Below are 23888 nucleotides of genomic sequence, written 5' to 3'. Positions count from 1 at the left end.
CAGTATTTTTACCGGGCGCATTACTGTTGAGGAGTATGGCGATGACACAAGACACTGCAGCCAGGGTGATGTTCGTCTCTCATGGCGGAGGACCACTTCCTCTGCTGGGAGACCCAGAGCATCAGGAGATGGTAGATGCTATTCAGGATATGAGACGTTTTCGTGGAAAGCCGCGCGGCGTCGTGGTTATCAGCGCACATTGGGAAGCTACACCTGTTGCGGTAACAGCATCGGCTGCACCTTCGCTACTTTACGATTATTCAGGTTTCAGTGAGCAGGCCTATCACATTGAATATCCCTGTCCGGGAAGTCCTGAGCTGGCCGAAGACATCGTCAGCGTGCTGTCTCAAAGAGGAATTGCTGTGACTACAGATGCGGAACGTGGATTAGATCATGGTGTGTTCGTGCCAATGAAACTGTTGTTTCCTGAGGCGTCGGTTCCTTGTGTGCAGGTATCATTGTCAGCATCGCTGGATCCGGCCGAACACATCCTTATAGGGCAGGCATTACAACCACTGCTAGCCAGTAACGTGTTGATCCTGGGATCAGGTTTCACGTTCCATAACATGTCTGCTTTTTTTCAGTCTGGAGCCAGTCACACGCGTGAGCACAAGGCGCAGGTGTTTTTAGACTGGCTTTTGCAAGTCAGTGAAAACGCGGCTCTGAATCAGTCGCAACGGGAGAAACAACTTATTGACTGGGAAGCGTCTCCGGAGTCCCGCTACAATCACCCAAGAGAAGAGCATTTGTTACCTTATCTGGTGTGTGCCGCGGCAGCGGGTAAGCCAGTCACACATCAGTGGCGACATGCTATACTTGGTATTCCTTGCGCCAACGTGGCATGGCGATGATCATTAATATAACGTAATAATTGCTATATATGAAAAAGGGATCTTTTCGCTAAGGCCACTGTTAGCTTGATGTGCGGTTTTGTTGGAAAGTGTTTCATCGGATCTAAGCGTCAAACGAACAGATCGACCTGACAAATTGTATCTAAACGTGTAATATAAAATCTCACTCTATATACTTTTGTCTATGAGACAAAGAGGCTTTACATGTTATTTGACCCACGCAATCCCAATCAGTTGGTCAATGTCAGAAATGTATTGATCCCTGATGTATTTCAAATTTCAGTTAATGGAACTGAATATTACGTTCACATCAGTCCTTATGTCTGGCTGCGTCCGTGGGAAGGCAAAGAGCACACCGGGTTTTCGATTGGTCTAGCTGCAGGCTGTCCTAACGCGTGTCGTGCATTCGGGACCCTCAGTAAAGGGTATCTGGACTGTTCGCTGGAAGATGTGGTAACCGCCGCTAAAGATCGTATTCGTGCATTGGGCAGCAGTTATTTTACGTCGAAAAGTGCTGGCGTAACGTCGTTAACGCAGTATGCAGATCGAGGCTTTACAGTGATCGATGAAGCCGACTCGCATCGCAAAGCGTATGACAAAGGATATCGTTTTGTCGCGCATATTTATCAATTGCGGGGAGGCGGAATGCGTCGTCATATATGCGACTGGTATTTTTATGGTCGTCCTCAGACAGATACATTATTGTCGAGATTACGCCAGGATGAGACGCTTCACCCTGATGCTATGCACTACGAAGTTAATGAATTGCTCAAAGAGTTGCCTGTCAGTGCCTGAAAGGCGGCATTAATTTTTGTGATGCACACCGTGCACTCACTACCCACGGTTTTTTCTGTTTCATTTCTCTTCTATAAACGTTCCTTCTCGCACTGAAATAGCGTGTCCAGTGGTATCACCGCATACTTCGTGCAGGAGTTTTCGGAATTTTACGAGCCGCAACAGCGATATAATTACCTGATCGATCAGTGTGAGATTCATCTTGTATGAAGTCTGCACTACGATTAGTGGCAGGCAGCCACATTCCCTGTTTATTGCCTTGGTTGGTAAAAAACAGGGTAGTTAAACTAATGTCTGGTTGTAACCGTAAAAGGATAAAGGTATTTTTAGACTCTTGGTTTTCTTACGAGGTTCGAGATGGTTGATCACAAACCGGTTGTTCTGCGAACTTACTCAAAGGCGCAGCTTAAAAATGCAGAGGTATTGACGGGAATTTCTCCCAATGCCATGCGCAGAGTTTTTGGCGGTTGGATCCTATTTGCAGCGGTGGTAGGCGGAATTGTGGCTGTCGCACCGGATCTCAGTCTACAGTTTATCGTCATGACAATGCTGGTGCTTGTTGCTTTCACCATTGCGATGTTTGCTCAGAGCCGCATTGCTGAAGGTTGGCCAGCAATTATTGCTGATGAAGGTTATGTAGGAGTAGTAAGGGATCCTCAAGCCAGAGAGTTCATTTGTGTGCCAGTTGATATCATAAAAAATGTTGAACCCACATTAATCAAGCCAAACAAAAAAGCAGTCGCCATTTTGTTACACACGTCAGCGCTGACTGAATCGGATGTAAAAATTCTTAATCAGGCAGTGTGGCCTCGTGATGATAAGTTACTGGGGCTTGCACACTTTAAATCCAGAGAGGAAGCGTGTGAGCGTGTTCTGGAGTGTGTAAACCCGAAGCGCAAGGCTCCCCCGATAAATCAGCGCACTGCAAAGTCTGCCTGATATGCATTGACGCCCCTTCAAGTGGCTTCGCAAACAGCTGGGTAGCTTTTTACGCCCAATTGCAACCTCATACTGGCTGACTGCATTCAACGGGCAGTCAGTGGATACCTGCCAAGTACTCTCCCATAACAGAACTGAAAAAATATCAGCGTTTTCGGTATGTGATGAAACGTCTCTGCCGGTGTATATAACAAAAAGCACGTAAAATTTTCCTTATATGAAAAACAAATTGCGCATTTTTCTTTCAGTTTGATAGTCTTTTAATGTATTTCTCCGCCTAAAGTCAGTATCTGGACACTTTGCTGTTATGGCGCGGGATGTGCTTATAAGTAAGTACAAGGGGTTTGTTTCCTTGAGTGGATAATTGTGGGCACGGTACCAGACCGTGATTTTGTGAGTGCGGAAGAACCGCACGCTACGTGCGAGGGACGCCGCCAGGAGACAAGGGTATGTCAGGAAATAATAGACTCTCTGTACTTGTAGTAGAAGATAATCCAGTAGTAGCCAGCCGGCTTACCAGCTTTTTAGGTGGGTTAGGTTGGACCGTTGACTTTGCAGCCAGTGGCCAGCGAGCGATGCATTTCGGCCGCGCCCAGCGATACGATGTTGTGCTTTTGGATGCTCAACTTCCGGATATGCAAGGCGAAGAGTTGTGTAAAGTGCTCAAACACGAGCAAAAATGTTGTCAATCTGTGGTTTTGATGAATGCACAGTTGGCAAATGGAAGCCGGCCTCTTGAAGTCGCGCCGGACATCGACGATGTGGTGACAGACCCGAGTAATTACAAAGATGTTGTGGCACGGTGTCAGGCTGTTGCGCGCAAGCAGGCGATGGCGATTACCGCATAAATTTTTGCTAACAGAGTTGGGCCAATGAAGTAAGAACTGCTGAAAATGGTTAACAAAACATAGTTGATTATAGTTTTTCAGGAGTTTTTATGGGCCCGGATCCTTCATTGATGCAACCCATTCCCGGGGTTAGTCAGATAGTTTTCTTAAAGAATATTGTAACCAATCCCAACATTCTGGTTGGAGATTACACATACCTCGATGATCCCGACGGCACGCGGTGTTTTGAGAAAAACGTGCTATACCATTTCGATTTTATTGGCGACAAGCTACTTATCGGTAAATTTTGCGCTATAGCCAACAACGTCACTTTTATCATGAACGGTGGTAACCACGCTACACACGGCTTGTCATGTTTCCCATTCTTTATCTTCGGACAAGAGTGGGAAGACACGGCATCGATTACAACAACGAACGTCAATCGCGGTGATACTCACATTGGTAATGATGTGTGGATAGGCACCGGCGCCGTGATTATGCCTGGTGTTTCTATTGGAGATGGCGCCATTATTGGAAGCCACAGTGTAGTGACAAAAGATGTGCCTGATTACAGCGTAGTCGGAGGCAATCCGGCCACTTTAAGCCGGTATCGCTTTGACAGTGAAACCATAGCTCGCCTAAAGTCCCTGGCCTGGTGGGATAAAGATATCTCAGTGCTTACCTCAGCACTTCCGGCAATAGTAACAGGCGACGTAAATCAGGCGGAAGCGATACTAAAACCTCAGCAGGAGAAAGCGAATAACCGGACCTGACAAAGCGCAAGTAGCCAGGCTGTTAAGACAGGGGCGCGTTACTGTGCAATGCCAGGCGTGCAGAAAATACCGTTAACGGTATTCCGCTTAGTCGGAGCTTTGGACATAACAGTTGCATAAGCACGACATGAAATCAGCATAGGGCTGCACATGCTGGTTTCCTTATTTTTCAGTTTGCCGTTCAGATGAAGAAGTGATGTGTTCAGTCAGTGCCAGGCGGGTATATAGCGGAAAATGGTCTGAACCAAACCCTTCCAGCCTCTCAATATGAATTAATGTAAAATCATCACTATGAAACACGTGATCCAGCGGCCAACGAATAAGTGGATATTTCGCATGGAACGTATTGAAAAAACCACGACCAATTCTGGGATCAAGTGCGTGGCTCAAATGACGGAATTTACGTGTGGTGGGTGACCATGCTACGTCATTGAGGTCACCTGCGATAATGGTAGGCTGGTCGCATTTGACGACCTCTTTGCCAATAATGGCAAGCTCCGCATCCCGCGGACCTGCTGTTTCATTCTCTGTAGGGCTGGGCGGCTTCGGGTGAAGAAAGTACACAGTTATCGGAATGTCATCCAGTAACACGTCAACCTGTATTGACGGAACGCCATCCTCCACCACAAAGCGCAACTGTTGTTTAGCGAAGGGCAGCCGACTGTAAAGGTGCATACCATAAAGGTTTTCCAGCGGACAGGAAACCCGGTGAGGGTATGCATCGTGCAGGTCGGTAAGTGCGTCTTCCCACCACTGGTTAGTCTCCAGTGTGACCAACATATCCGGCTGATACTTGTTTACCAGATCAATCAGTCCCTGACTGTTTTTGTTATGCATATATACATTGCTTGTCATCAGGCTGATTGAGTGCTCAGGTTGCTTTTTTGAGTGAGCGACTTCCGTTTTCCATAGTGGGGTGTAAGGTAATATCCAGTGCAGCTGATAAAGGCCTGCAACAGCGAGCGCAGTTATACACAAAATGGAAATCGTGGAATATGGTAGCGGGAAAAACAACCAGCAAAGAAGTAAAACAGCGATACAGGTGAGCTGCTGGGTGCGTGGAAACTCCCATACCCGAATTAACCAGTGTTTGCCGGGAATGTGGGGCGCGAGCGTCGTTAATACGAACAGGGCGCTTAAACCAATCAATGTTTCAAACATTATACCTTCCTTAGAGACTACAACTGATACGATCGGAAAACCGATAATGAGAATCGGTCATACAATAATCGTTCCGGGTTCGATAACACGCCATCGAAAAAAGTAAAAAATTCTGATTTGCCAGTAAAGGTTGCACAAGGTTAACGCTTAGCAGCCTCTGATTTGTTCTTATCCTATTGATAAATATATGTTTTTATTTCTTGGCAAGCTATTCGCAGCAGTAATGACAGTTTCACAAAAGGAGAAGCTATTATGAAACGTTCAATACTTTCACTACTGATTGCAGGTGCACTTTCTACTTCAGCATTTGCTGGAGACATGAAGTCTGATAATTCGTGGGAAAAAGGTGCGAAAGACGCATGGATTGACGGAAAAGCTGAGGCAACATTGTTGTTTAATGGCAACCTTGACTCATTTGATATTAATACCGACGTAAAAAATGGTGAGGTAATTCTTACCGGAAGCGTTGATAACTCGGTAGACAAGAAGCTTGCTGAAGAGCTGGTAGCTAACATTGATGGTGTGTCATCGGTAGACAATCAACTAACGATTACCGGTGATCGTGATTACAGTAAAGAGCTTACCGCAGCCGCTGAGGATGCAGAGGGCGAAATTGACGAGATGGCGGACTCTGCTCAGGAAGAAACAGAAGATGGCATGAGTGCATTGACTGATGCGAAGATTGCAACGGTCGTGAAAACACGTCTTCTTATGGATTCTGATATTTCCGGCTTCGACATTGATGTTGATGTGGAAAACGGAAATGTGACACTCACGGGTAATGTCGATTCTGATGCTGAGCGTCAGTTGGCAGTAGAAATCGCCAAAAACGCGTCAGATGTTACGGATGTTAAGGACAATCTGACCGTGGTAACAAAAACGGCGATGAAGAATTAATCGCATAGTTGATGAGTAAAAAGGCGCCGCAGGCGCCTTTTTTATTACCTGTCGAATCTCCATTCTTTATTTTCAGCACACGGTCTTTTCATTTTCTGCAATGTACCGGGAGTAAAGATTACGCGTATGTAATATTTACTTTTAGGCCGGTAAACCTGACCATTCGTTTATGTTGTTTGTGCCTTTGTACTTTACCTATATCGTCTTAACCATTGGTATTACGCGGACTTGTGAAATTTTCCAGACCTGGTCTGTTTCTTGAATTACCTTTAACTTAGTTTGTGTATCCCGAAAAGATGCATATTTAGTACATAGCAAGGAAAATTCACTATGAAGCTCCTAAAACCAAAATTTCCACCTAAACCTGAAAATCGCTTTCAGGAGTTCCTTTGCAGTCAGCCAGTGTTCAATTGGTTTGATAAATATGAGAAAAATGGAAGAAAGACGGTAGGGGATATCTCTGCGGAGATTGATTCGCAGGAAAACTGGATCGCAAAAAGTACAAGCTAGCCATGTCATCGATCGGGCAGTTTCTACTTATAATAATGTAGATATTGCCCGACCCTCACTCTCTGTCTGTTAAAATATCCTCTTAATTTAAAATTATCTATAAATATCAATATTTTATGCATGTCATTTCGCTTGGTTAACTGGTACGCCGCCTGCATATAGTAATTACAGGTAACAACTTTAAGGTGATAGCCATGCAACTCATTAAATCTGCAACTGTTGTCGCGCTGGTTACCGTGATATTACTAGCAACCAGCCACTCTGATTCATTACTTGGTTTTATTTCTACAGCACAGGCGTCTTCCGTTGAAAACAGCCGCACTGATGTCATTATGAAGATGGAACGGTTGGTTGAAGAAACCGATTTTAATTTAGCAGACCGAGATCAATTTTTACGCAAGCAGCGTATTGAGCATTATCTTGAACAAGCCAGACGTTTTGACGCTCACGAGTGGTACTTCAACCGCGATGATGCGTTAGCACGAGCAAGTAATATTCTGAGCCATCACGAAAGGATGCAAAGCAGTACGTATGCAAGTCTTTAAGCAATATTTGCTTGTAATCGCGGTAGGGCTGCTAAGTGCCTGTACCAGCGTACCCGACAAGGATGTAGTCACTGACTCGAACGTTGAGGAGAGTCAGTCCGATAAAAATGGTGACGTTGCCAGGCTCAGTGCAGGCGAATCTGTCACCATAGAAACCAGCCAGGGGCAGCTCGATGTTGAGCCAACAGTGGTGGCCATTACCGACGCGCAAGCTCAGGCAGACGGCAAGTCGGTAGTAGATAGCGTCTATTACCACGACCCTTGGGAAGGCATGAATCGGGCTATATTTTCCTTCAACCATTACCTTTACAGTTATGTCCTCATTCCTGCAGCAGAGGGCTATCAGTTTGTTGTTCCGGCAGTAGCGAGAGACAAAATAGGCAACGCTTTCGACAACATCAGGGAGCCATTAAATCTGCTGAATAATGTGTTTGCCGGTGAAATTGATGAAGCTGGAGTGAATCTCGGACGCTTTGTTATTAATTCCACAATAGGCTTGTTCGGTCTTTTTGACCCCGCCGATGCCTGGTTCGATGTTAAAGCGCAAAAGCAAACCATTGCCGACACCTTGTCAAAGCATGAAATCAGAGCTGGCCCTTATCTCGTGTTGCCCGTGTTAGGTTCCAGCGATACCCGTGGCGCGTTTTCTACCGTCACTGAAGGGTTCATTCACCCGATTAACCAGTTAGTTGACCCTCCCGAATCTTATCAGCTCAGAATTTTTGACGGATTTGACGATTTTTCCTCGCAATCTGAAACTTATCAGACGCTCTACGAAAACGCAGAAGATCCATACATTTATTTCAGAAATCAATATATACAGGGACAGCGTCGTGATGAAGTCTTCGAAAACGACAACAACGAACAGGATGACTAGTGGAATCGCTAGGGGTATTGTCGCTGCACGCTGGGCGATTATTGCAGGCTTTATTGCAATTATCGCAGTTGCTGGCTACTACATTACCCAGTTCAGAATTGACGCTTCAGCCGACACGTTATTAGTAAAAGACAATAAACTGTATATTCGCACGCAAGTTGCGAATGAGGTGTTCTCTCCGGATGAATTTATTCTGCTGGCCTATCAGCCTAAGGAACACCCGCTTTTTAGCGATACCACCTTTAAAGACATCAATGATCTGTCTGAGGATATTCGTAAACTTGAGCGGGTGAAAGCGGTTACCTCCATTCTTACTGTGCCACTGGTCGATAATGCATCAGCGCTAACGGGCGGTACCGAAGTCAGCTCACTGACCTGGCAACAGCAGCGGTATTCCCCGGAGACTATGAAAACACTCGTTTCCGGTCATCCAATATTTACTGATCTGTTGATAAACCGGGAAGAAACCGCGACGGCGATACAAATTGTGTTTCAGGATAATCCTGAGCTTAGGGAAATTGAAAAAGAAATCACCGCTATCCAGTCGACGTTACTGGATGGCGAGCTAACTGAAAAGCAACAAGCGCGTATTGAGACGCTTAAGGCGAAAGCCGATCCGATACGTCAGGCACTAACCGCCAAACGCAAGCAGGAAATCCAGCAAATAGAGGATATCACGCAACAGGTAAGTGAACGCGCAGATACTTACCTTGGCGGTTCTTACGTGGTTGGCCAGCACCTTATCGATATCATCAAGTCAGATTTACAAATTTTTGGCACCGCCATCGGTATTGTAATCGCAGTATTGCTGGCACTGCTGTACCGGTCATGGAAATGGGTGTTTTTCCCGCTACTGGCTTGCAGTGTCAGCGTAATCATTACAATGGGCTTGTTCGGAATGCTGGATATGCGAACTACAGTCATCTCGGCGAATTTTATCGCGTTACAGCTCATTCTGACACTGGCGGTCATGATACACCTCATCGGTAGCTACCGGGAGATCGCCAGAAGCCACCCTGAGTACGCTCAGAAAGAGCGTGTAACCGATACCCTTATCGACAAGTTGTCTCCTTGCTTTTATGCCACGCTGACTACGTCGGTTGGATTTGGCTCTCTGATTTTCAGCGGGCTGCAACCGGTTGTTGATTTTGGCTGGATGATGTTGGTTTCGATGCTCGTGACAATGTCGGTAAGTTTGTTGCTTTTTCCCGCGTTACTGTGTCTGGTTCCGAAAACTGAGGAGACGCGTGAATATGGGTTTTTACAATCGCTGTTAGAACGGCTTCGCACCGCAACATTAAGTGCGCCAAAACGAGTAGGTGCATGTTGTCTGATTGTTTTTTTGGCATGCGCCGCCGGTATTGTAAGGCTGGATGTTGAAAACTCATTTATTGATTATTTCGACACCGACACGCAGGTTCATCAGGAGCTGGCCTTCATTGACCAGCAATTTGGCGGATCTACGCCGTTGGATATCATTCTATTGATACCTGACAATGTACAGAATGAAGAGCTGATTTTAACCGCAGATATGGTAAATCAACTTCAGTTAGTCCAAAAAGCCGTTGAAGCCTTTGAAGCAACCGGGAGCGTGACATCTATTGCGAACTTTACGCAACTTGCCAAAGAGCTGAACAATGACAAGCCTCTCACAGAATACGAACTAACGTCTATTTATCATTTGCTGGACAAGCAAGTGGTGAATCAACTGGTTGGCGCGTATTTTTCTGGCGAGAACGAGCAGCTTCGTATTTCTGTGCGTATTCAGGACACCACTGAAGGCTTAGACCGTGAAACCTTTGTGTCACAATTAAAGCAGGATTTGAATACGGTAGGAGTCAGTGAGCAAGAGTACTCCCTGACGAATTTGTTTATTTTATACCAGGATATTTTAAGCCGCTTATTTGATTCGCAGGTAAAAACATTAGGCATTGTTTACATTGTCCTGGGGCTGGTGCTTCTCGCAATATTTCGTTCTTTTAAAGTCGCGTTGATTGCGCTGGTGCCGAATGTGCTTACAACACTTGGGATCCTGGGAATAATTGGTTGGCTGGGAATTCCGCTGGATATTATGACAATCACTATTGCCGCGATTGCGATGGGAATTGCGGTAGATGACACTATCCACTTTCTGCATGCGTGGCTTGAGGGAGCAGAGAAAGACACGAGTAGTTCAGAAGCGCAGTCAGCCTCGAAGCATGCTTTTGGTCATACCGGGCTGGCAATACTGTTTACTACAACAATCATTGCTGCCGGCTTTTCGCTGTTTGGCTTCTCAGACTTCTTACCCAGCGTGTATTTTGGATTGCTTACCGCTACGGCGATGCTGATGGCCCTAATCACCGATACCACGTTGCTTCCGGCTCTGCTTACGCTGTTTGTCACGAAAAGACGCTCTCAGGGCAGCCCGGCATAAAATGCAGATTAGATAGACAAACTCTTATAAACAAAAAAGCCTGCTATTTCGCAGGCTTTTTTGTTTACCCATTGAGCATGTTAACTCTACATAAACGGCTTATTGCGATTTCATGCAAGCAAAATGTACGGCTATCCCATGCGTTCTGCGGCCGGGCTAATGCTTTACATGCAGGTTGGTACAGAAAGGCAGGTATATGGGGCGGTATTGAAAAGTGTTTTTTCTTAACGCTACGTTGTTGTTTACCACGCTCTCAGGCTAACGGCTGATGGTTAAAAACAGGTGGCGGGGCGTCGTTATTGTCTCGGCTCTGGTGCCGTTTTGCTGAGATTAGTATTGCTTTGGCGTGTAGCTTTTGAGGCGCAGTGAGAAGAAAAACCGTGACTGCCAATCGATAGTGCGACAGCAGAGAGAAGGAGAGGGGGAAGCCTGCCGGCGAGAGATTGCAACACTATATGGTTTCAACATAAAAAAGCCAGGCAATAAGCCTGGCTCTCCGGGAACACACATCAGGGTTTAGCAGTCGTCGTCTTCTGCGTCCACACCTTCTTTAACATCCTCACAGGCGTCTTCAACGGCGTTGCCGGCGTCTGTTACTACTTCATCAAGCTCTTCGCCAGCGTCTTCTGCCTCTCCGTCACCACATGCTGCAAGTGACAATGCGAAGCCCGCTACTAATAGTGTTTTCAAAAATGCTTTGTAAGTCATCATATCCTTCTCCTTTTTCCTTTATGTTCCGTTATACCTTCGGTGATTTACCGCGTAATGCATTAGCAATTAGCGAGATCACCAACAGTGCTACAAATACGAAGAACAGGAATTGAGCAATGCCTGTCGCGGCACCGGCAATTCCACCGAAACCAAAAACAGCTGCAATAATGGCAATGATAAAAAATGTAATAGCCCAACCTAACATAAGATATTCCTCTTATCGCTTCCTTAAATGTCACATAACATAATGCGCAATTCGTGCCACTTATTAACCTGTTGATAATTAATGTTTTTTTAAGTTTTGGTTTTGAGTGTGTCATAATTTCTCATCACTATTACAGTACTCCATGCACTTTTTACAGGCTTGGTGCGAACGTGGCCAAAATGGATTTGGCATGAGAATCCGTCGGATTTTGGTAGACTGTAACTTTGAACAAGACAAAGCAGGATAACCATGGCTAACACGCATTCAGCATTTATCGGATTAATGCAGCGCGCCAGAAACGTAAAGCGCTGGCCTTTGATGGCACAATTTCAGGAAGAAATGTTATCTACGCACGTCTATGAAGCGTCAGTGGTGGCCCACATGCTCGGTGCTATTGCCGCAGACGTCTACGAAGAAGATGTTCAGCCGGACCGCGTCGCGGCGATGGCAATTTTTCATGAGGGAAGCGAAATCGCCGGGATGAGTGATATTCCGAGTCCGGTTAAATATCACGATCCTGAAACTACATCCGCGATCAAAAAGCTGGAACGACGATTTGAGGCGATGCTCATTCAGACAGTGCCAGAGCCTCTCCAGGCAAGATACCGGCCGCTGATAGAGCAAGATAAAGACGATATTCATGTAAAGCTGGCTAAAGCCGCTGATGTATTGTGTGCGTACCTCAAGTGCGATTATGAGCTATCGAAGTCTAACTCGGAATTCTCTAATGCGATGCAGGAAATGGAAGTGCAACTGGCTCGTTATCGTGAAATGTTGCCTTGCGTAGATTATTTCTGCAAAGTCTTTCTTGAAGACGCAAAAGGGACTCTGGATGAACAAACACGCGATCTTGACTGGGTAGAGCGGGCAAACACAATGCATCTCGATAATCCAGAAACCTGACCGGAGAGCCAATGCCGTTGGGGAAGCCTGGCGGTTAATGGTAACGTCGTGTATTCAAAGGATGTGCATGCAAAGCGGGCTGGATCAGCCCTTCTCTTATCAGTATATCAATTTGAAACGGCATGTTACCTGAGCACATCAACCGTATCGTTGTGATGGTGAGAACCTTGCTGTAACCCTACGCTGTTGTGAGCCCCGAGAACCCTGCGCCCTGTGAACGAGAAAAACCGTCCAGCAACATGATGCACGCCTCAGGCCAGACGCGGCGCCGAAGCGTTGTATAATGAAAGCATTTCATCATGACACTGCTGTGTTCGGGTTCGAACTAATCGAAGCGAAGAGGCATTTTCAGGCGTATGGTCCTCGTTAAGTGCCTCGTCGATGGTATGCAAAATGGTTTCTTCCACATCAATTAACTGCTTTACATAAGTACAGTCTTTATCACTTGAGATAGCACCAAGCAGTTTTGTGTAGATATTTTGAAAGTCGATGCAGGTACTGTTAGCGTCTTCAATCTTTTCTGCTTTCAAATCCGATAATGGCGCTAATGTTCTTACTGCTCGTTGCTTTTCTTCCCACATTCTTCTGAACATGGCCTGGCAGTTCGGTGCGGCGACTTTTTCAATTGCTGTTGCATAAAAATGAATGCCGCTATTCAGCTTTTTCACTATGTCCGTGATTTTCCCCACGGGAGACAGAGAATGCATTGTTGCCCCCTTGAATGCTAAGGTCGTGTTCGTAAATCGCCGGAAGAATTCATATGGTTTAAATCAGATATCCGGTTTGGAAAAGTAACTTCGGGTGTACAAAGATTAACGTTCATGGCTCTACCCAAACTTATGAATTACAGTGATAGTCACTTACTACATTTGAGCCATTCGACATAAGATTACTGCTTTTCTTCAGGCCGTTCTTCGAGAATCTGTTCAACAGAAAGTGCGTTATCACCAATTGCCTGTTGGCTATCGGCCATACGGATAACCACGGAATAAAACACATCCTTACTTGACACTTCCTCAACTTCAATTTCGCCGTCAGTACCATAAAAAGGTTGTGCAACCTCCTGACAACCTGACATCGTACATTGCTGTTCCGGCGGGAAAACACCTCCCTTGGTGCCTTCGTTTTTGATCACCTTTTTGCTTACCGCAGATTTTCTTTCAATATCGGTTTTAACCACAGCGAGCCAGCCGTAGCCCTGTTGTTTTGCCAGCTCCGCACCTCGTAGCACGGTATATTGCTGAACCAAATCTGCTGGGGTTGCTTCAGACGCCTTAAACATGACGCGGTACTCGTTTTCCGAAAGCTGCGTGCTTGAAAATCCGTAACCTTTAGTACTTTTCGCTGCCTGATATGGCGTTGGTGCCAGCGTTGATGTGGTTGAGCATGCGCTCAGAATTGACAGCGCTGAGATAACAACGCTTGCACAGAGAGTACGGGATAACACTGACATATTTGCTTCCTAGCCTAAAACGTTAAATGCAACGGTTCTTATAAAAGTCACAATTGCCTGACGCCGCCTGGACGGCGGATTATCTGAAGTTGCCCCCTTGTACGCGCCAAAACCGAAAAAGGTCAACAGCGACGTTGGCTTTGCCAGCAAAAGTCTGGCATCAATTTTTGCCCGTTCCGTGGCGTAGTCTGTGCGCCTCTGTGCAACATGATATTGCCGTTGAGCGTAGCTGACAGATTGTCTCTCTTTTTCAAGAAACGGATTTTTCATGATGAGCTCCTGCCACTTTCTGATCCATCGGGAACCTGTCCTCGCAGTGCATGAAATGCTGGCATCAACGAAATGTGCTTGTAGGCATCTTTAGCGACAGCAAACGCAACGATTGCCATCACGGCATTGATCGCCAGCAGGATGCCGCAGTTGATCAGATAATGAACACCGGAATGATGTAAGGTAATGGCTAAAGCACCGTTGAAAATAAGCCAGCAAAAGCAGGCAAATACCGCTGCTGCACCCGCGGCAAATCCAGTAACGATAACCGACTTCTTAACCAACTGACTTTCTGCGGCCACAACGTCTGCCAGACTGAGTAATTCCGCATGTTTCTGTGCATAGGCATCTTTGAACGCCTGAAGGGTCTCGTTGAGTGTGGTGTCATCTTGCAGCGATTTTTCCTGCATACACGCGTCTGCCCGGCCAGTCTGGCTGGTCGGGCAGTACAGATTTTCGGTTTCAGGCGAAAATTGCGCCTGCTGAAAATCGGGCGTATACGTCTGCATAATTACTTCTTACGCAGAATCGACGTCAGAAACATACCCGCGGCGAATGCGATACCCGCAGCGGCCAGTGGATTCTCCACTGCATATTTTCGGACAGAAGATGCTTGCCATTTCTGCTTTGCTAAGCGCTGACGCGCAGCCATGTTTTCTTTCGACGTGGCCGCTGTATCACGAAGGTTTTGTTCAGCAACTCCTGCTGAACCAGCAAGCTTATCGACAGAGGCGTGCAGCGTCTCCTGGACCTTGTCGGTTACGGGATGCGTTGACTCACCGACACCATTAGACTTCACTTTCGTTGTACCTGTTACAGATTGCGGTTGTGTCGCCATGATTTATCTCCTTGGTTTGTGAATGCATTATGAATCTTGCAAACCGTGTACCATGGAGTAAGTGTCTGAATTGGTGGCAATTCCGGATGGGAGAAAATAAATTTGTCGCTATTCTCGTAATTCTTGCAGTGCTTGGATGTAATAATTTCGTAAACCGGCCAGTTGTGATTACTGCTAACTGACTAAGACGTGGGGGAGCGGTTTTGACAGTATCAGAGCGTGTCAAACAGGGCGATAAGATCTTCTTTGGATACCGGTTTTAACAGCGACCCATCAATCCCCAGCTCTTTCATTCGTTCAGGTTCGGGTTCATTACCGCTGACGACAAACATTTTAGCCTCGATCTGCAACTGATGAATATCGTTGGCTAAATCGTACCCGTGGTAGTCAGGCAAAGATAAATCCATAAGAATGACATCAAATACATTTTTTCTGAGCGTGTGAAGGGCTTGCTTTCCGGAGTGCGCGATGTAGACATCATGGCCCTGATGCGCAATAAGTAACTGAATGAGCTCAGCTGCATCATGGTCATCTTCAATAACCAGCACCTTTTTACTCTTACCCTCTGGTAAATGGTGACTTTGTGCCCGCTCTTTCTCTAGTGCTTCTGACGGGGCAGGCCCCTCCGTTCGAATCAAATAGCGGTCGAGCACGCGGGTTAACTCAAAGCGGTCTATGGGCTTGCCAATAACGCCATCGAAACCTTCATCAAGTAACGACTGCTTAAGCCCTTTGCGACTGGCAGCTGTAACCGCGACCACAGCAACATTACAGTTATGGCGACGAATCGCCTTGAGTGCGTCTATGCCATTCATCACCGGCATATGGATATCCATCAATACCAGATGAAAAGGACGTTGCTCCTGCTCAGCCATAAGCACTGCCTCAAGTGCTTTTACGCCATTTTCTGCGTACGCCACATTGGCGTGACACTGCCCAACCAAGTGACCTGTTAAGCGGCGCAGCTCGCGCAAATCATCGACAATAAGCACACGTCCGGATACATGTAAATTCAACGCGTTGGTTTCACGAATCTGAGATTTATCCAAATCCAGCCGCTCTCTGGGCTGGTTTCCAATATCGCCCGGGTCGATAGTAAATGAAAATACGCTGCCTTTTCCGAAGGTGCTGTCTACAGAAATATCGCCCCCCATTTTGTGTACAAGCTCACGCGAAATCGCCAGGCCCAGTCCGGCGCCCCCATGATTGGCTCGCATCACATCTTCAATCTGTTCAAAGGGTTGAAAAATGCTGCTGAGCTTATCTTTGGGCATACCGATTCCGGTATCTTCCACACGAAAAAGCAGCCTCTCTGGCTGGCTGGATGACAGTGGCTTCACTGTCTCGACGGTAACGGAGATTGTTCCATTGTCAGTAAACTTAATGGCGTTATTAATCAGATTTATTAACACCTGCCTGAGGCGGGTAGGGTCCGTTACAATGTTTTCAGGCAGTTTTGTTTCTGCTGATACCGTGAGTGACAAGCCCTTGTCTTTTGCCGCTAGCCCCATGAGCGAGTGGAGGTCAGTAAGAAAACCGGCAAGGTTCACTTCTTTGGGTGCAATTTCCAGTTTGTTTGCCATGATTCGTGACATGTCCAGCATATCATTAAGCAAACTGAGAAGGTGCTTACCATTGGAATGAATTATCGAGAGTTCCTGCTCGATATCATCATTTTGCTTTTCGTCCAGCAGCAGTTCGGTATAGCCGAGAATTGACGTCAGCGGCGTGCGCAGTTCATGGCCAAGGTGAGCCAGAAACTTATCTTTCGCTTTATTTTTTTGCTCGACTTTGTGCCGTTCAATTCTCTCGTTTTCAATTTCACGACGCACCATCGCATACCGCATAGTGCGCATAAAGCGGGGAGTTTCAATTTCGCTTTTGGTCAGATAGTCCGCGGCACCTGCACGCATAACCATTTCATCAACTTTGGTGTCAGACTGGCCGGTAAGAATGACCACCGGGATCGTGATCTGATTAGACTTAAGCACATCCAGTACATCAATGGCATTCTCTGCGCCCAGAATATAATCGAGCAGGCACAAATCAAAGCTCTGACGCTTTAACGCGCTTAATGCATCGGCACTGTTTGTAACCCAGGATACTTTGTAGCGAGGCTCCTCGCAGCGGGAAAGATAATCCGCGGTGAGAAAATAGTCGTCCTCGTCATCTTCAACCAACAGTACCCGAATAACGTCCGTCAAAGCTTTACTCCGTCATCAATCGTGTGGCAGTTCTACGAATTCGATCCAATAGCGACCCAGAGCACGCATGAGTTCTACCAGCCCTTCAAAATTGACGGGTTTGGTGATGTAGGAAGCACAGCCTAAGTCGTACCCCCGAAGCATGTCTTCTTCTTCTTTCGATGTTGTCAGAATCACTACCGGGATACTGCGAAGTTTGGGGTCCGCTTTAATTTCCTGAAGTGCCTCCCGGCCGTCTTTTCTGGGCATGTTCAAATCCAGAAGTATCAGGCTCGGACGAGGCGCATCACTCGGATCCGCGTATTTGCCTTCGTGGCGTAAAAACTCCAGTAGCTCTACACCATCTTCCACACAATAAAGGTTATTCAGCACGCGGCTCTCTTTCAGAGCATCGATGGTTAACAAACGATCGTCTTCGTCGTCGTCAGCCATAAGAATATTAATAGGTAGTGATTGTTTTTTAGTCATTGCTAACTACTCCCTCTGATGTAGTCGATGCGAAAGGTTCCCCGTTGATCGGGATTATTATTGTAAAGCATGCGCCTTTCCCTGGCTGGCTAAGCGCAGAAATCTGACCGTTATGTCTTTCTACTATTCGGCGACACACTGCCAGACCTATGCCTGTGCCTTTATACTCGCTTCTGCCGTGCAGACGTTGAAACGGGGCAAATATCTTTTCAGAAAACGACTGGTCAAACCCTATGCCATTGTCCTGAATAGTAATTTTCGTCCAGTCATATTGCTCTTCATGAAGCACATTTACCAGCTCTTCGTCATCTGGCGTCGAACAGCTTACGATAATTTCCGGGGCAATATCAGGATTTCTGAACTTCAGGGCATTAGATAGGAGGTTCAGCATGAGTTGCTCGATCTGGCTTTTGTCGCCCAGAATATTGGGCATGTCATCCACGCTGACGTTTGCACCGGACTCATCTATGGCAATTTCAAGGTCGCTCAATATATCACTGAACACACTGTTCAGATTGACGTCTTCGAAATCTTTGCCGCGCGTAGAAACCCGTGAAAAGGCCAGCAAGTCACTGATCAACATTGACATACGCTCTGCGGCATTCAGCATGCGTTTTAAAAAATCCTGGCCTCGCTCGTCGATTACGTCGGCATAGCCTGATTCCAGCCGGTTTCCGAATGCGCGTATTTTTCGCAAGGGTTCCTGGAGATCGTGAGATGCCACAAAGGCAAAATCTTCCAGTTCGCGATTACTTCGCGCCAGTTCGTCAGAGTACACACGCAGCTCCTGCGTACGTTCTTCAATTTTATTCTCAAGATCCGAATTAATCTCTTCAAGAGAGTGCTGATGACGCAAACTTTCCCGGACATTCATTTTCAGCAGAATAAAAATCGAAATAATCAACAACACAGTAGTCAATGATGAAATGATCAGCGTGTTCACTGAGTCTTTTCTTAATTTCATTAAAGAGGCCAGATGCTGACCCTGCATGTCCCGCTCAGAGTTATCAATAGCCTCAAATAACGCTTCGATCCTATCGTATAGAATCAGTCCGCGATTGCTGTTTAGCAGGGAGCTGGCACTTGCCATTTCACCTGCCCGGGCAAGCTCAACTACCTCAATCATGCCGTTAATTTTGGCGCGACTTAATTCAAGCAGCTCTTCAATGCGATCGACCTGCTCGGGCAGGTCCGACGCTAACCCGGTTATTTCAACCTGATCTATCAGGCCATTAATATGGTTCAGCGTATCGTTATAGTCGTCGAGATAATCTTCATCCTGAGTGAGCAGAAAGCCGCGTTGGCCAGATTCTGCACGTAAAATAGCGACGTGCAGGTTGTTCACACTGCTGATGACCCGGTTGGTAGTAAATAATCGCGCTTCCAGTGCCGCCAACTCATCGAGGGTGTTAACGACGTAAAACGAGTTACCCGTGATTACAATGATCACAATCGACACTATAGCTACCCAGCTATACAGTGACGACAACATTTTTTGAACCATTGTTTAGTCCGTTTGTGAATCACCCAGTTCTGACATCATGGTAGTGAGAGATTCACTGCATGCTTTCGTACTGGCAATAATTTTATCCAGGGCGTCCATAGCTCTCTCTGCGGGAACATCGCCGTTTAGCGCCATTTTGACGAGCTCTGCCTGCATGGAAATGCGGTTCAGTGGCTTGCGCGCATCATGCACATGAGTCGCCAGTGTCGCAAATTCTGATTCCGTCATAGTAACACCTTCTTATTGTTATTCTTCTTTACTCAGATCCCCATAGGCGTGGAGTCTGTTGTAAAGTGTTTTAGTACTGATCCCGAGCATCTCCGCAGCAAGTGTTTTATTACCATTCACTTTTTCAAGTGTGGCGTAAATTAACTCTTTTTCTACATCTTCGATGGTTCTGCCAGCCTGAAGTGCAGGCGTAGTGCTTTGCTTTTTGGCAAAAGGAGATTCAATGGTTTTTGGCAATTCAATGTCGCTGCCTTCCGGATCACTCATGATTGCAGCCCGATGAACAAAGTGACGCAATTCACGAACGTTACCTGGCCAGTCGTACGCTTTAAGCGTATCTAATTGCGTGTCTTCCCAGATAAAATTAGTGCCGTTTTCTTTATTTAGTTCGTCAATAAAGTAGGTAGCGAGCAGGGGGATATCTTCCTTGCGTTCACGCAATGGCGGGATTGTGATCGGGAACACGGCTAAACGAAAATAAATATCTTCCCGTAAGACTTTACTTTCAGCAATTTCTTCCATGCTGCGGTTGGTTGCTGACACAACCCGACAATTTACCGGAATGGCTTTTGTGCCGCCGACACGTATCACCACTTTATTTTCTAACACCCTGAGCAGATTAGGCTGCATGTCGATAGGCATTTCGGTAATTTCGTCCAAAAACAGTGTTCCGTTTTCTGATTGCTCAAAAACGCCTGCTTTGCGTCCTACTGCGCCGGTAAATGCGCCTTTTTCGTGACCGAACAATTCACTGCCGATAAGCTCTTTGGAAAATGCGCCACAGTTTGTCGCAATATAAGGGCCTTCCGCATCAGATGCCTCATGGATCGCAGCCGCTACCACCTCTTTACCCACGCCGCTCTCGCCGAGCAACATGACATTGGCGCTGGTGCGACTAACCCGTTCAATAAGTTTATAGAGTTCTTTCATCGGTGTAGATTCGCCGATGAGATGCCCGAAATGGCGAGTCACTTTTGGGCCGGATTGCGCTTTTTTCTGATTCTTCTTACCGGTTAGTACCGCTTCTATTTCTTCGCGCTGGATAGGCTTTACGAGGTAATCGATATTGGGCCCGCAAAGCCCTTTAATGATGCCCTTAACTGACGGGTGTCCGGTAATAAGTGTTACTCTGGGACGTTTAGGGAGAACGTCCAGTTCGTCAAAAAGATGCGCTCCGCTTCCGTCCGGTAGCATGAAATCCAGTAAAACGTGATCGAATGTTTCTTTAGTTAGCCAGTCACGCGCCTCAGCAAGGTTGGCTGCTGTCAGAACTTCATGGCCCAGGAATTCAATGATGGTACAGGCGACATCAGTAAACTCAGGATCGTCATCGACCAGTAGGACAGTTAGCACTAAAAAGTTCCTTTTTGTTATGAGTACCCGATATATGACTTACCGGATTACTCGTTGAGTGGATCAATTTTACCGAAATATGCAGAATTTATGCCGGTGAGGCAAGCTTCTTGACCATCAAGTGAATGACAACGACATCGCTACCGAATCTGGCACAGTATTCGCAAAACCAGTGTGGGTTTAATAAGGATATCAGTCATGTACAGCCAGACTTTAGCACGTTCAATGACGCTATACGAATTGTTAGGCCGCATGCAGTCTACGCATACCGAAAACAAAGTCGCGTTTGGTGAACTCATTGAAATTATGGAAAAACGTGGATTTGGACCGATGCTTGCGGTACCTGCTTTTATTGCAGCGACGCCGATTGGAGCCATTCCGGGAATTCCTACTGTCACGGGTGTGACTATTTTTCTCATCTCTCTGCAAATTTTACTGGCTAAAAAACATCCGTGGCTACCCGGCGCCATTCGCGATATTGGTATTGATCGCGAATCATTAAACAATGGCATAGGTACGATTAAGCCGGCCGCCATGCACATTGACCGTTTCCTGATCCCACGCTGGCTTTTTATGCGTCAATATGTATTTCGTGCCATGATTGCACTGACTTGTGCCATGTGCGGCATGATGATGATCCCGCTTGAACTGATCCCTTTTCTGGGCCTTATTCCGGCATTTTCTGTCCTTATCATGGCGGTAGGCATGACGACTGATGATGGTGTAGTCGCATTGTTCGGACTGAGTCTGGCGGCAATTGGTTTTTATATGGGCGGGGCGCAGTTGTTTCAGACGCTACAAGGGTAGCGGTCGCAGCAAAACGTAGCAGCATGGTAAGGGACGTTTCCGCCAACGAGCCAGCTTAGCCTGCTTCAGCCAGTATGGAACGCAGGTCTCATTGTTGGCTGTCTTTTATTACGCCACCCTCCGGACATCGGTCTTTCACATGTTGCTACGCCAACGTGCCGGGGCTAGTTATTGGCTACATAGTCATAACGGAACGCCTGTGATTGCGGGAGCAACTGGCTGATACTCTCAGCCTCCACAGGAGGGCTGAAGAAGTAACCCTGACCGATGTGACAATCTAATTGTTGAAGTAAATCAGCCTGTCTTCTGTCTTCCACGCCTTCGGCGACTACATCAAGATCAAGGCTGCGACACAGTGATACTAAGCCTTCTACCACTTTCTGTCCTTTTACATCGTCGACAATGTGGGTAATAAACGCGCGATCTAGTTTTACGGTATTTACATTCAGGTCACGCAGATAAGCGAAAGAGCTCATGCCGGTACCGAAGTCGTCGATGGATACTTTCACACCCAGTTCAAGTAACGCATCTACGGTGCGCTTGCTGGCTGACTTATCAATCATTGCAGCACTCTCAGTTAATTCGAATTCAAGCAATGACGGCGCTATTCCGGATTGCTCGAGCTGGGCGTGGATAAACGAAACGAACGCGGTATCAAGAAGATTATAGGCAGAGAGGTTTACTGAAACCGGCAACTGATGACCCATATCGCACCACTGTTGTATTTGCCGTATCGCCGACTCAACCATGTAGCGTGTGAACACATGGATAATGCCGCTTTGCTCAACCAAATCGATGAAAAGGGCGGGCCCTAATAAGCCTTCCTCAGGATGCTGCCAGCGAACGATGGCTTCTACACCAATAAGAGTGCCGGTATCCATCACCACTTTTGGCTGGTAGTGGAGCACGAACTGATTTTGCTGGAGTGCTGAACGCAACTGACTTCGTAACATGACTTTGATAGTGCTGTTAAATGCCAGCTTGTCGTCATACACCTGTACGCCGAGCCGACGTGCTTTCGCCCAGTGCATAGCCGTGTCAGCGTTGCGTAACAACGTCTCAAAAAGGTGCCCGTGTGCAGGGTAGCAGGCTGCGCCAATGCTGCATCCTAGCTCAAAAGACGCGTTGTCAACCTGCAGTGGTTCCCGGCACTCGTATAGCATGGTAAACGCTGCATTCTTTGCGTCTTCCGATTGCAGTGACGGCATCCAAACAACAAACTCATCACTACGATAATGGTAAACATCACTTTCTGGGCCTGACAACGTCAGCAGACGCTGAGCGAAGGCATGAAGCAGTTTATCGCCAACATCCTGCCCGAAGGCGTCGTTTACGTCTTTAAATCGATCAATATCAAGAAATAACAATGTTCCACCCTGAATCTCTTGCGGAGAGCTGCTTATCAGGGCATTCCGGTTTGGCAGGTTAGTCAGGCTGTCATGCATTGCCAGTTTTTCCAGCGCGTGTCTGGCTGATTCGAATCGACTGGCAATTCGCGAAGACATAATCATCGCAAGCCAGACTGCAATGCCAAAAGTCAGCAGTGCGGTAACCGCTATGCGTATCAGTATGTGATTCGGCAGACTTATCCCGGATAGGTCTCGCCAGATAAGGGTTAACGCGCCCTGATTGCCAATATGACTTCGGGTAACGTAGAAGCGCGCGTCATCCAGTATGACAAATCTGCCGGCCTCACCCATTGCCAGTTGATTTACTTTTTCGTGCCGGATAAAAAGCGGCGAGGGGCCTTTGATTATATGGCCGTTAGCGGTGTGCAGCGATACCAGGTTCTTACCAGCGGTGTTAATATATTCGGGCAGGGGACGCTGGCCCAGCGTATCAAAGTAATTTGGCTGCAGTTGGAGCTGCCTTTCAATCGCCTCGGCAATAGCCTCGGTTTGTTGGTTATAAGCCTGGCTTTCGACTTTCTCGCCCATACCAGTTGCTACGCCGTAGCCAACATAACAGAATGTCAGGATAACCAGCAATGACAGGCTTATTGACGCAAGCAACAAGCGCTTACGTAACAGTGTACTGGAGGTCGCGTTGTCGTTACGCCAGGGCATGAAAATCCCGTCCGGATAAATCGTTATAATGGTCTGTTAATGTTCGAAGAAAGTGTATTGGAAAGATACATGTCTTCGTCTTCTGGATGTGATCCATGTGTGCCTGTTCCTTATTATTTTTATTATTGCAGGCGTAGCGTGCTTCTTGTTATACCGCGTATAACATCAACCTGCAACGATAAGCGATATCTCGGGAAAGGACACTTTTTTCCTGCGGTTGTGCCAGGCAGGTGACTACAAGCTCTGCAACCCGGTTGCCATAGCCACGCAGTGTGATGTGTAAGCGA

The 23888-nt window shown here is 46.8% G+C and carries 25 protein-coding genes; 11 read left to right on the top strand and 14 right to left on the bottom strand.

What is annotated here, in order from left to right:
* The first annotated feature begins 41 nt into the window (after positions 1-41).
* The 5 genes from ACLBLI_RS11885 to ACLBLI_RS11865 all read left to right on the top strand — a co-directional run bounded on the left by ACLBLI_RS11885 (position 42) and on the right by ACLBLI_RS11865 (position 4185).
* The gene (locus ACLBLI_RS11885) at positions 42-851 is read left to right on the top strand and encodes a DODA-type extradiol aromatic ring-opening family dioxygenase (RefSeq protein WP_414827821.1); all 810 of its coding nucleotides are present in this window, start codon (positions 42-44) and stop codon (positions 849-851) included.
* A gap of 204 nt (positions 852-1055) precedes the next feature.
* Positions 1056-1646: a hypothetical protein gene (locus ACLBLI_RS11880; protein WP_414827820.1), complete on the top strand. Its 591-nt coding sequence runs from the start codon at positions 1056-1058 to the stop codon at positions 1644-1646.
* A 357-nt stretch (positions 1647-2003) separates the two neighbouring features.
* Entirely contained in the window at positions 2004-2585 is a 582-nt protein-coding gene (locus ACLBLI_RS11875) for a hypothetical protein (protein ID WP_414827819.1), read from the top strand.
* 449 nt (positions 2586-3034) lie between these two features.
* Positions 3035-3433: a response regulator transcription factor gene (locus ACLBLI_RS11870; protein WP_414827818.1), complete on the top strand. Its 399-nt coding sequence runs from the start codon at positions 3035-3037 to the stop codon at positions 3431-3433.
* Positions 3434-3522: 89 nt separating this feature from the next.
* The gene (locus ACLBLI_RS11865; RefSeq protein ID WP_414827817.1) at positions 3523-4185 is read left to right on the top strand and encodes a CatB-related O-acetyltransferase; all 663 of its coding nucleotides are present in this window, start codon (positions 3523-3525) and stop codon (positions 4183-4185) included.
* 162 nt (positions 4186-4347) lie between these two features.
* Here ACLBLI_RS11865 and ACLBLI_RS11860 read toward each other — a convergent pair whose 3' ends face one another.
* On the bottom strand, positions 4348-5346 hold the full coding sequence (locus ACLBLI_RS11860; RefSeq protein WP_414827816.1) for an endonuclease/exonuclease/phosphatase family protein: 999 nt from the start codon (positions 5344-5346) through the stop codon (positions 4348-4350).
* Between the two features lie 252 nt (positions 5347-5598).
* Between ACLBLI_RS11860 and ACLBLI_RS11855 the strand changes: the two genes are divergently transcribed.
* The 4 genes from ACLBLI_RS11855 (at position 5599) to ACLBLI_RS11840 (ending at position 10591) form a co-directional block, all read left to right on the top strand.
* The gene (locus tag ACLBLI_RS11855) at positions 5599-6243 is read left to right on the top strand and encodes a BON domain-containing protein (RefSeq protein WP_414827815.1); all 645 of its coding nucleotides are present in this window, start codon (positions 5599-5601) and stop codon (positions 6241-6243) included.
* A 704-nt stretch (positions 6244-6947) separates the two neighbouring features.
* On the top strand, positions 6948-7298 hold the full coding sequence (locus ACLBLI_RS11850; protein WP_414827814.1) for a hypothetical protein: 351 nt from the start codon (positions 6948-6950) through the stop codon (positions 7296-7298).
* Positions 7285-8175: a VacJ family lipoprotein gene (locus ACLBLI_RS11845; RefSeq protein WP_414827813.1), complete on the top strand. Its 891-nt coding sequence runs from the start codon at positions 7285-7287 to the stop codon at positions 8173-8175. The genes ACLBLI_RS11850 and ACLBLI_RS11845 overlap by 14 nt, the downstream gene beginning before the upstream one ends.
* Positions 8168-10591 carry an efflux RND transporter permease subunit gene (locus tag ACLBLI_RS11840; protein WP_414827812.1) on the top strand — a complete coding sequence of 808 codons (2424 nt, stop codon included), beginning with the start codon at positions 8168-8170 and terminating at the stop codon, positions 10589-10591. Before ACLBLI_RS11845 ends, ACLBLI_RS11840 begins: the two co-directional genes overlap by 8 nt.
* A gap of 516 nt (positions 10592-11107) precedes the next feature.
* On the opposite strand, the gene ACLBLI_RS11835 is transcribed toward ACLBLI_RS11840, so the two are convergent.
* Both ACLBLI_RS11835 and ACLBLI_RS11830 read right to left on the bottom strand, forming a co-directional pair.
* Positions 11108-11302 carry a hypothetical protein gene (locus ACLBLI_RS11835; RefSeq protein ID WP_218312026.1) on the bottom strand — a complete coding sequence of 65 codons (195 nt, stop codon included), beginning with the start codon at positions 11300-11302 and terminating at the stop codon, positions 11108-11110.
* Between the two features lie 28 nt (positions 11303-11330).
* A complete protein-coding gene (locus ACLBLI_RS11830; protein WP_018982048.1) occupies positions 11331-11507 on the bottom strand; it encodes a DUF1328 domain-containing protein in 177 nt (58 codons plus the stop codon).
* A 249-nt stretch (positions 11508-11756) separates the two neighbouring features.
* Here ACLBLI_RS11830 and yfbR point away from each other — a divergent pair, with 249 nt between their 5' ends.
* Positions 11757-12410 (top strand): 5'-deoxynucleotidase, encoded by a 654-nt coding sequence (gene yfbR / locus ACLBLI_RS11825; protein WP_414827811.1) that lies wholly within the window; start codon positions 11757-11759, stop codon positions 12408-12410.
* A gap of 251 nt (positions 12411-12661) precedes the next feature.
* Here the strand turns inward: yfbR and ACLBLI_RS11820 are convergent, their stop codons facing one another.
* The 10 genes from ACLBLI_RS11820 to ACLBLI_RS11775 all read right to left on the bottom strand — a co-directional run bounded on the left by ACLBLI_RS11820 (position 12662) and on the right by ACLBLI_RS11775 (position 20728).
* Positions 12662-13117: a DUF2383 domain-containing protein gene (locus ACLBLI_RS11820; RefSeq protein WP_414827810.1), complete on the bottom strand. Its 456-nt coding sequence runs from the start codon at positions 13115-13117 to the stop codon at positions 12662-12664.
* A 182-nt stretch (positions 13118-13299) separates the two neighbouring features.
* On the bottom strand, positions 13300-13863 hold the full coding sequence (locus ACLBLI_RS11815) for a CC0125/CC1285 family lipoprotein (RefSeq protein WP_414827809.1): 564 nt from the start codon (positions 13861-13863) through the stop codon (positions 13300-13302).
* A gap of 9 nt (positions 13864-13872) precedes the next feature.
* The gene (locus tag ACLBLI_RS11810; RefSeq protein ID WP_414827808.1) at positions 13873-14133 is read right to left on the bottom strand and encodes a hypothetical protein; all 261 of its coding nucleotides are present in this window, start codon (positions 14131-14133) and stop codon (positions 13873-13875) included.
* A complete protein-coding gene (locus tag ACLBLI_RS11805; protein ID WP_414827807.1) occupies positions 14130-14642 on the bottom strand; it encodes a hypothetical protein in 513 nt (170 codons plus the stop codon). The genes ACLBLI_RS11810 and ACLBLI_RS11805 overlap by 4 nt, the downstream gene beginning before the upstream one ends.
* A 2-nt stretch (positions 14643-14644) precedes the next feature.
* Positions 14645-14971, bottom strand: a complete 327-nt coding sequence (locus tag ACLBLI_RS11800) for a DUF883 domain-containing protein (RefSeq protein WP_414827806.1) — start codon at positions 14969-14971, stop codon at positions 14645-14647.
* Between the two features lie 212 nt (positions 14972-15183).
* Entirely contained in the window at positions 15184-17175 is a 1992-nt protein-coding gene (locus tag ACLBLI_RS11795; RefSeq protein ID WP_414827805.1) for a response regulator, read from the bottom strand.
* Between the two features lie 15 nt (positions 17176-17190).
* Positions 17191-17643 carry a response regulator gene (locus ACLBLI_RS11790; protein ID WP_414827804.1) on the bottom strand — a complete coding sequence of 151 codons (453 nt, stop codon included), beginning with the start codon at positions 17641-17643 and terminating at the stop codon, positions 17191-17193.
* Positions 17636-19147 carry a sensor histidine kinase gene (locus tag ACLBLI_RS11785; protein WP_414827803.1) on the bottom strand — a complete coding sequence of 504 codons (1512 nt, stop codon included), beginning with the start codon at positions 19145-19147 and terminating at the stop codon, positions 17636-17638. The genes ACLBLI_RS11790 and ACLBLI_RS11785 overlap by 8 nt, the downstream gene beginning before the upstream one ends.
* A gap of 3 nt (positions 19148-19150) precedes the next feature.
* Entirely contained in the window at positions 19151-19375 is a 225-nt protein-coding gene (locus tag ACLBLI_RS11780; protein ID WP_218312016.1) for a hypothetical protein, read from the bottom strand.
* A gap of 18 nt (positions 19376-19393) precedes the next feature.
* On the bottom strand, positions 19394-20728 hold the full coding sequence (locus ACLBLI_RS11775) for a sigma-54-dependent transcriptional regulator (protein ID WP_414827802.1): 1335 nt from the start codon (positions 20726-20728) through the stop codon (positions 19394-19396).
* A gap of 198 nt (positions 20729-20926) precedes the next feature.
* Here ACLBLI_RS11775 and ACLBLI_RS11770 point away from each other — a divergent pair, with 198 nt between their 5' ends.
* On the top strand, positions 20927-21535 hold the full coding sequence (locus ACLBLI_RS11770) for an exopolysaccharide biosynthesis protein (RefSeq protein ID WP_414827801.1): 609 nt from the start codon (positions 20927-20929) through the stop codon (positions 21533-21535).
* A 164-nt stretch (positions 21536-21699) separates the two neighbouring features.
* Here ACLBLI_RS11770 and ACLBLI_RS11765 read toward each other — a convergent pair whose 3' ends face one another.
* Positions 21700-23601 (bottom strand): putative bifunctional diguanylate cyclase/phosphodiesterase, encoded by a 1902-nt coding sequence (locus tag ACLBLI_RS11765; protein WP_414827800.1) that lies wholly within the window; start codon positions 23599-23601, stop codon positions 21700-21702.
* Positions 23602-23888: the final 287 nt, after the last annotated feature.

The organism is Alteromonas sp. H39, assembly GCF_047556435.1.
GTDB lineage: Bacteria > Pseudomonadota > Gammaproteobacteria > Enterobacterales > Alteromonadaceae > Alteromonas.
This window is presented reverse-complemented; position numbering and strand designations above follow the sequence as displayed.

Bases quoted from the DNA above. Each gene is read 5' to 3' on its own strand.
- ACLBLI_RS11885 (WP_414827821.1), top strand. From the start codon at position 42: ATGACACAAGACACTGCAGCCAGGGTGATGTTCGTCTCTCATGGCGGA.
- ACLBLI_RS11880 (WP_414827820.1), top strand. From the start codon at position 1,056: ATGTTATTTGACCCACGCAATCCCAATCAGTTGGTCAATGTCAGAAAT.
- ACLBLI_RS11875 (WP_414827819.1), top strand. From the start codon at position 2,004: ATGGTTGATCACAAACCGGTTGTTCTGCGAACTTACTCAAAGGCGCAG.
- ACLBLI_RS11870 (WP_414827818.1), top strand. From the start codon at position 3,035: ATGTCAGGAAATAATAGACTCTCTGTACTTGTAGTAGAAGATAATCCA.
- ACLBLI_RS11865 (WP_414827817.1), top strand. From the start codon at position 3,523: ATGGGCCCGGATCCTTCATTGATGCAACCCATTCCCGGGGTTAGTCAG.
- ACLBLI_RS11860 (WP_414827816.1), bottom strand. From the start codon at position 5,346: ATGTTTGAAACATTGATTGGTTTAAGCGCCCTGTTCGTATTAACGACG.
- ACLBLI_RS11855 (WP_414827815.1), top strand. From the start codon at position 5,599: ATGAAACGTTCAATACTTTCACTACTGATTGCAGGTGCACTTTCTACT.
- ACLBLI_RS11850 (WP_414827814.1), top strand. From the start codon at position 6,948: ATGCAACTCATTAAATCTGCAACTGTTGTCGCGCTGGTTACCGTGATA.
- ACLBLI_RS11845 (WP_414827813.1), top strand. From the start codon at position 7,285: ATGCAAGTCTTTAAGCAATATTTGCTTGTAATCGCGGTAGGGCTGCTA.
- ACLBLI_RS11840 (WP_414827812.1), top strand. From the start codon at position 8,168: ATGACTAGTGGAATCGCTAGGGGTATTGTCGCTGCACGCTGGGCGATT.
- ACLBLI_RS11835 (WP_218312026.1), bottom strand. From the start codon at position 11,302: ATGATGACTTACAAAGCATTTTTGAAAACACTATTAGTAGCGGGCTTC.
- ACLBLI_RS11830 (WP_018982048.1), bottom strand. From the start codon at position 11,507: ATGTTAGGTTGGGCTATTACATTTTTTATCATTGCCATTATTGCAGCT.
- yfbR (WP_414827811.1), top strand. From the start codon at position 11,757: ATGGCTAACACGCATTCAGCATTTATCGGATTAATGCAGCGCGCCAGA.
- ACLBLI_RS11820 (WP_414827810.1), bottom strand. From the start codon at position 13,117: ATGCATTCTCTGTCTCCCGTGGGGAAAATCACGGACATAGTGAAAAAG.
- ACLBLI_RS11815 (WP_414827809.1), bottom strand. From the start codon at position 13,863: ATGTCAGTGTTATCCCGTACTCTCTGTGCAAGCGTTGTTATCTCAGCG.
- ACLBLI_RS11810 (WP_414827808.1), bottom strand. From the start codon at position 14,133: ATGAAAAATCCGTTTCTTGAAAAAGAGAGACAATCTGTCAGCTACGCT.
- ACLBLI_RS11805 (WP_414827807.1), bottom strand. From the start codon at position 14,642: ATGCAGACGTATACGCCCGATTTTCAGCAGGCGCAATTTTCGCCTGAA.
- ACLBLI_RS11800 (WP_414827806.1), bottom strand. From the start codon at position 14,971: ATGGCGACACAACCGCAATCTGTAACAGGTACAACGAAAGTGAAGTCT.
- ACLBLI_RS11790 (WP_414827804.1), bottom strand. From the start codon at position 17,643: ATGACTAAAAAACAATCACTACCTATTAATATTCTTATGGCTGACGAC.
- ACLBLI_RS11785 (WP_414827803.1), bottom strand. From the start codon at position 19,147: ATGGTTCAAAAAATGTTGTCGTCACTGTATAGCTGGGTAGCTATAGTG.
- ACLBLI_RS11780 (WP_218312016.1), bottom strand. From the start codon at position 19,375: ATGACGGAATCAGAATTTGCGACACTGGCGACTCATGTGCATGATGCG.
- ACLBLI_RS11770 (WP_414827801.1), top strand. From the start codon at position 20,927: ATGTACAGCCAGACTTTAGCACGTTCAATGACGCTATACGAATTGTTA.
- ACLBLI_RS11765 (WP_414827800.1), bottom strand. From the start codon at position 23,601: ATGCCCTGGCGTAACGACAACGCGACCTCCAGTACACTGTTACGTAAG.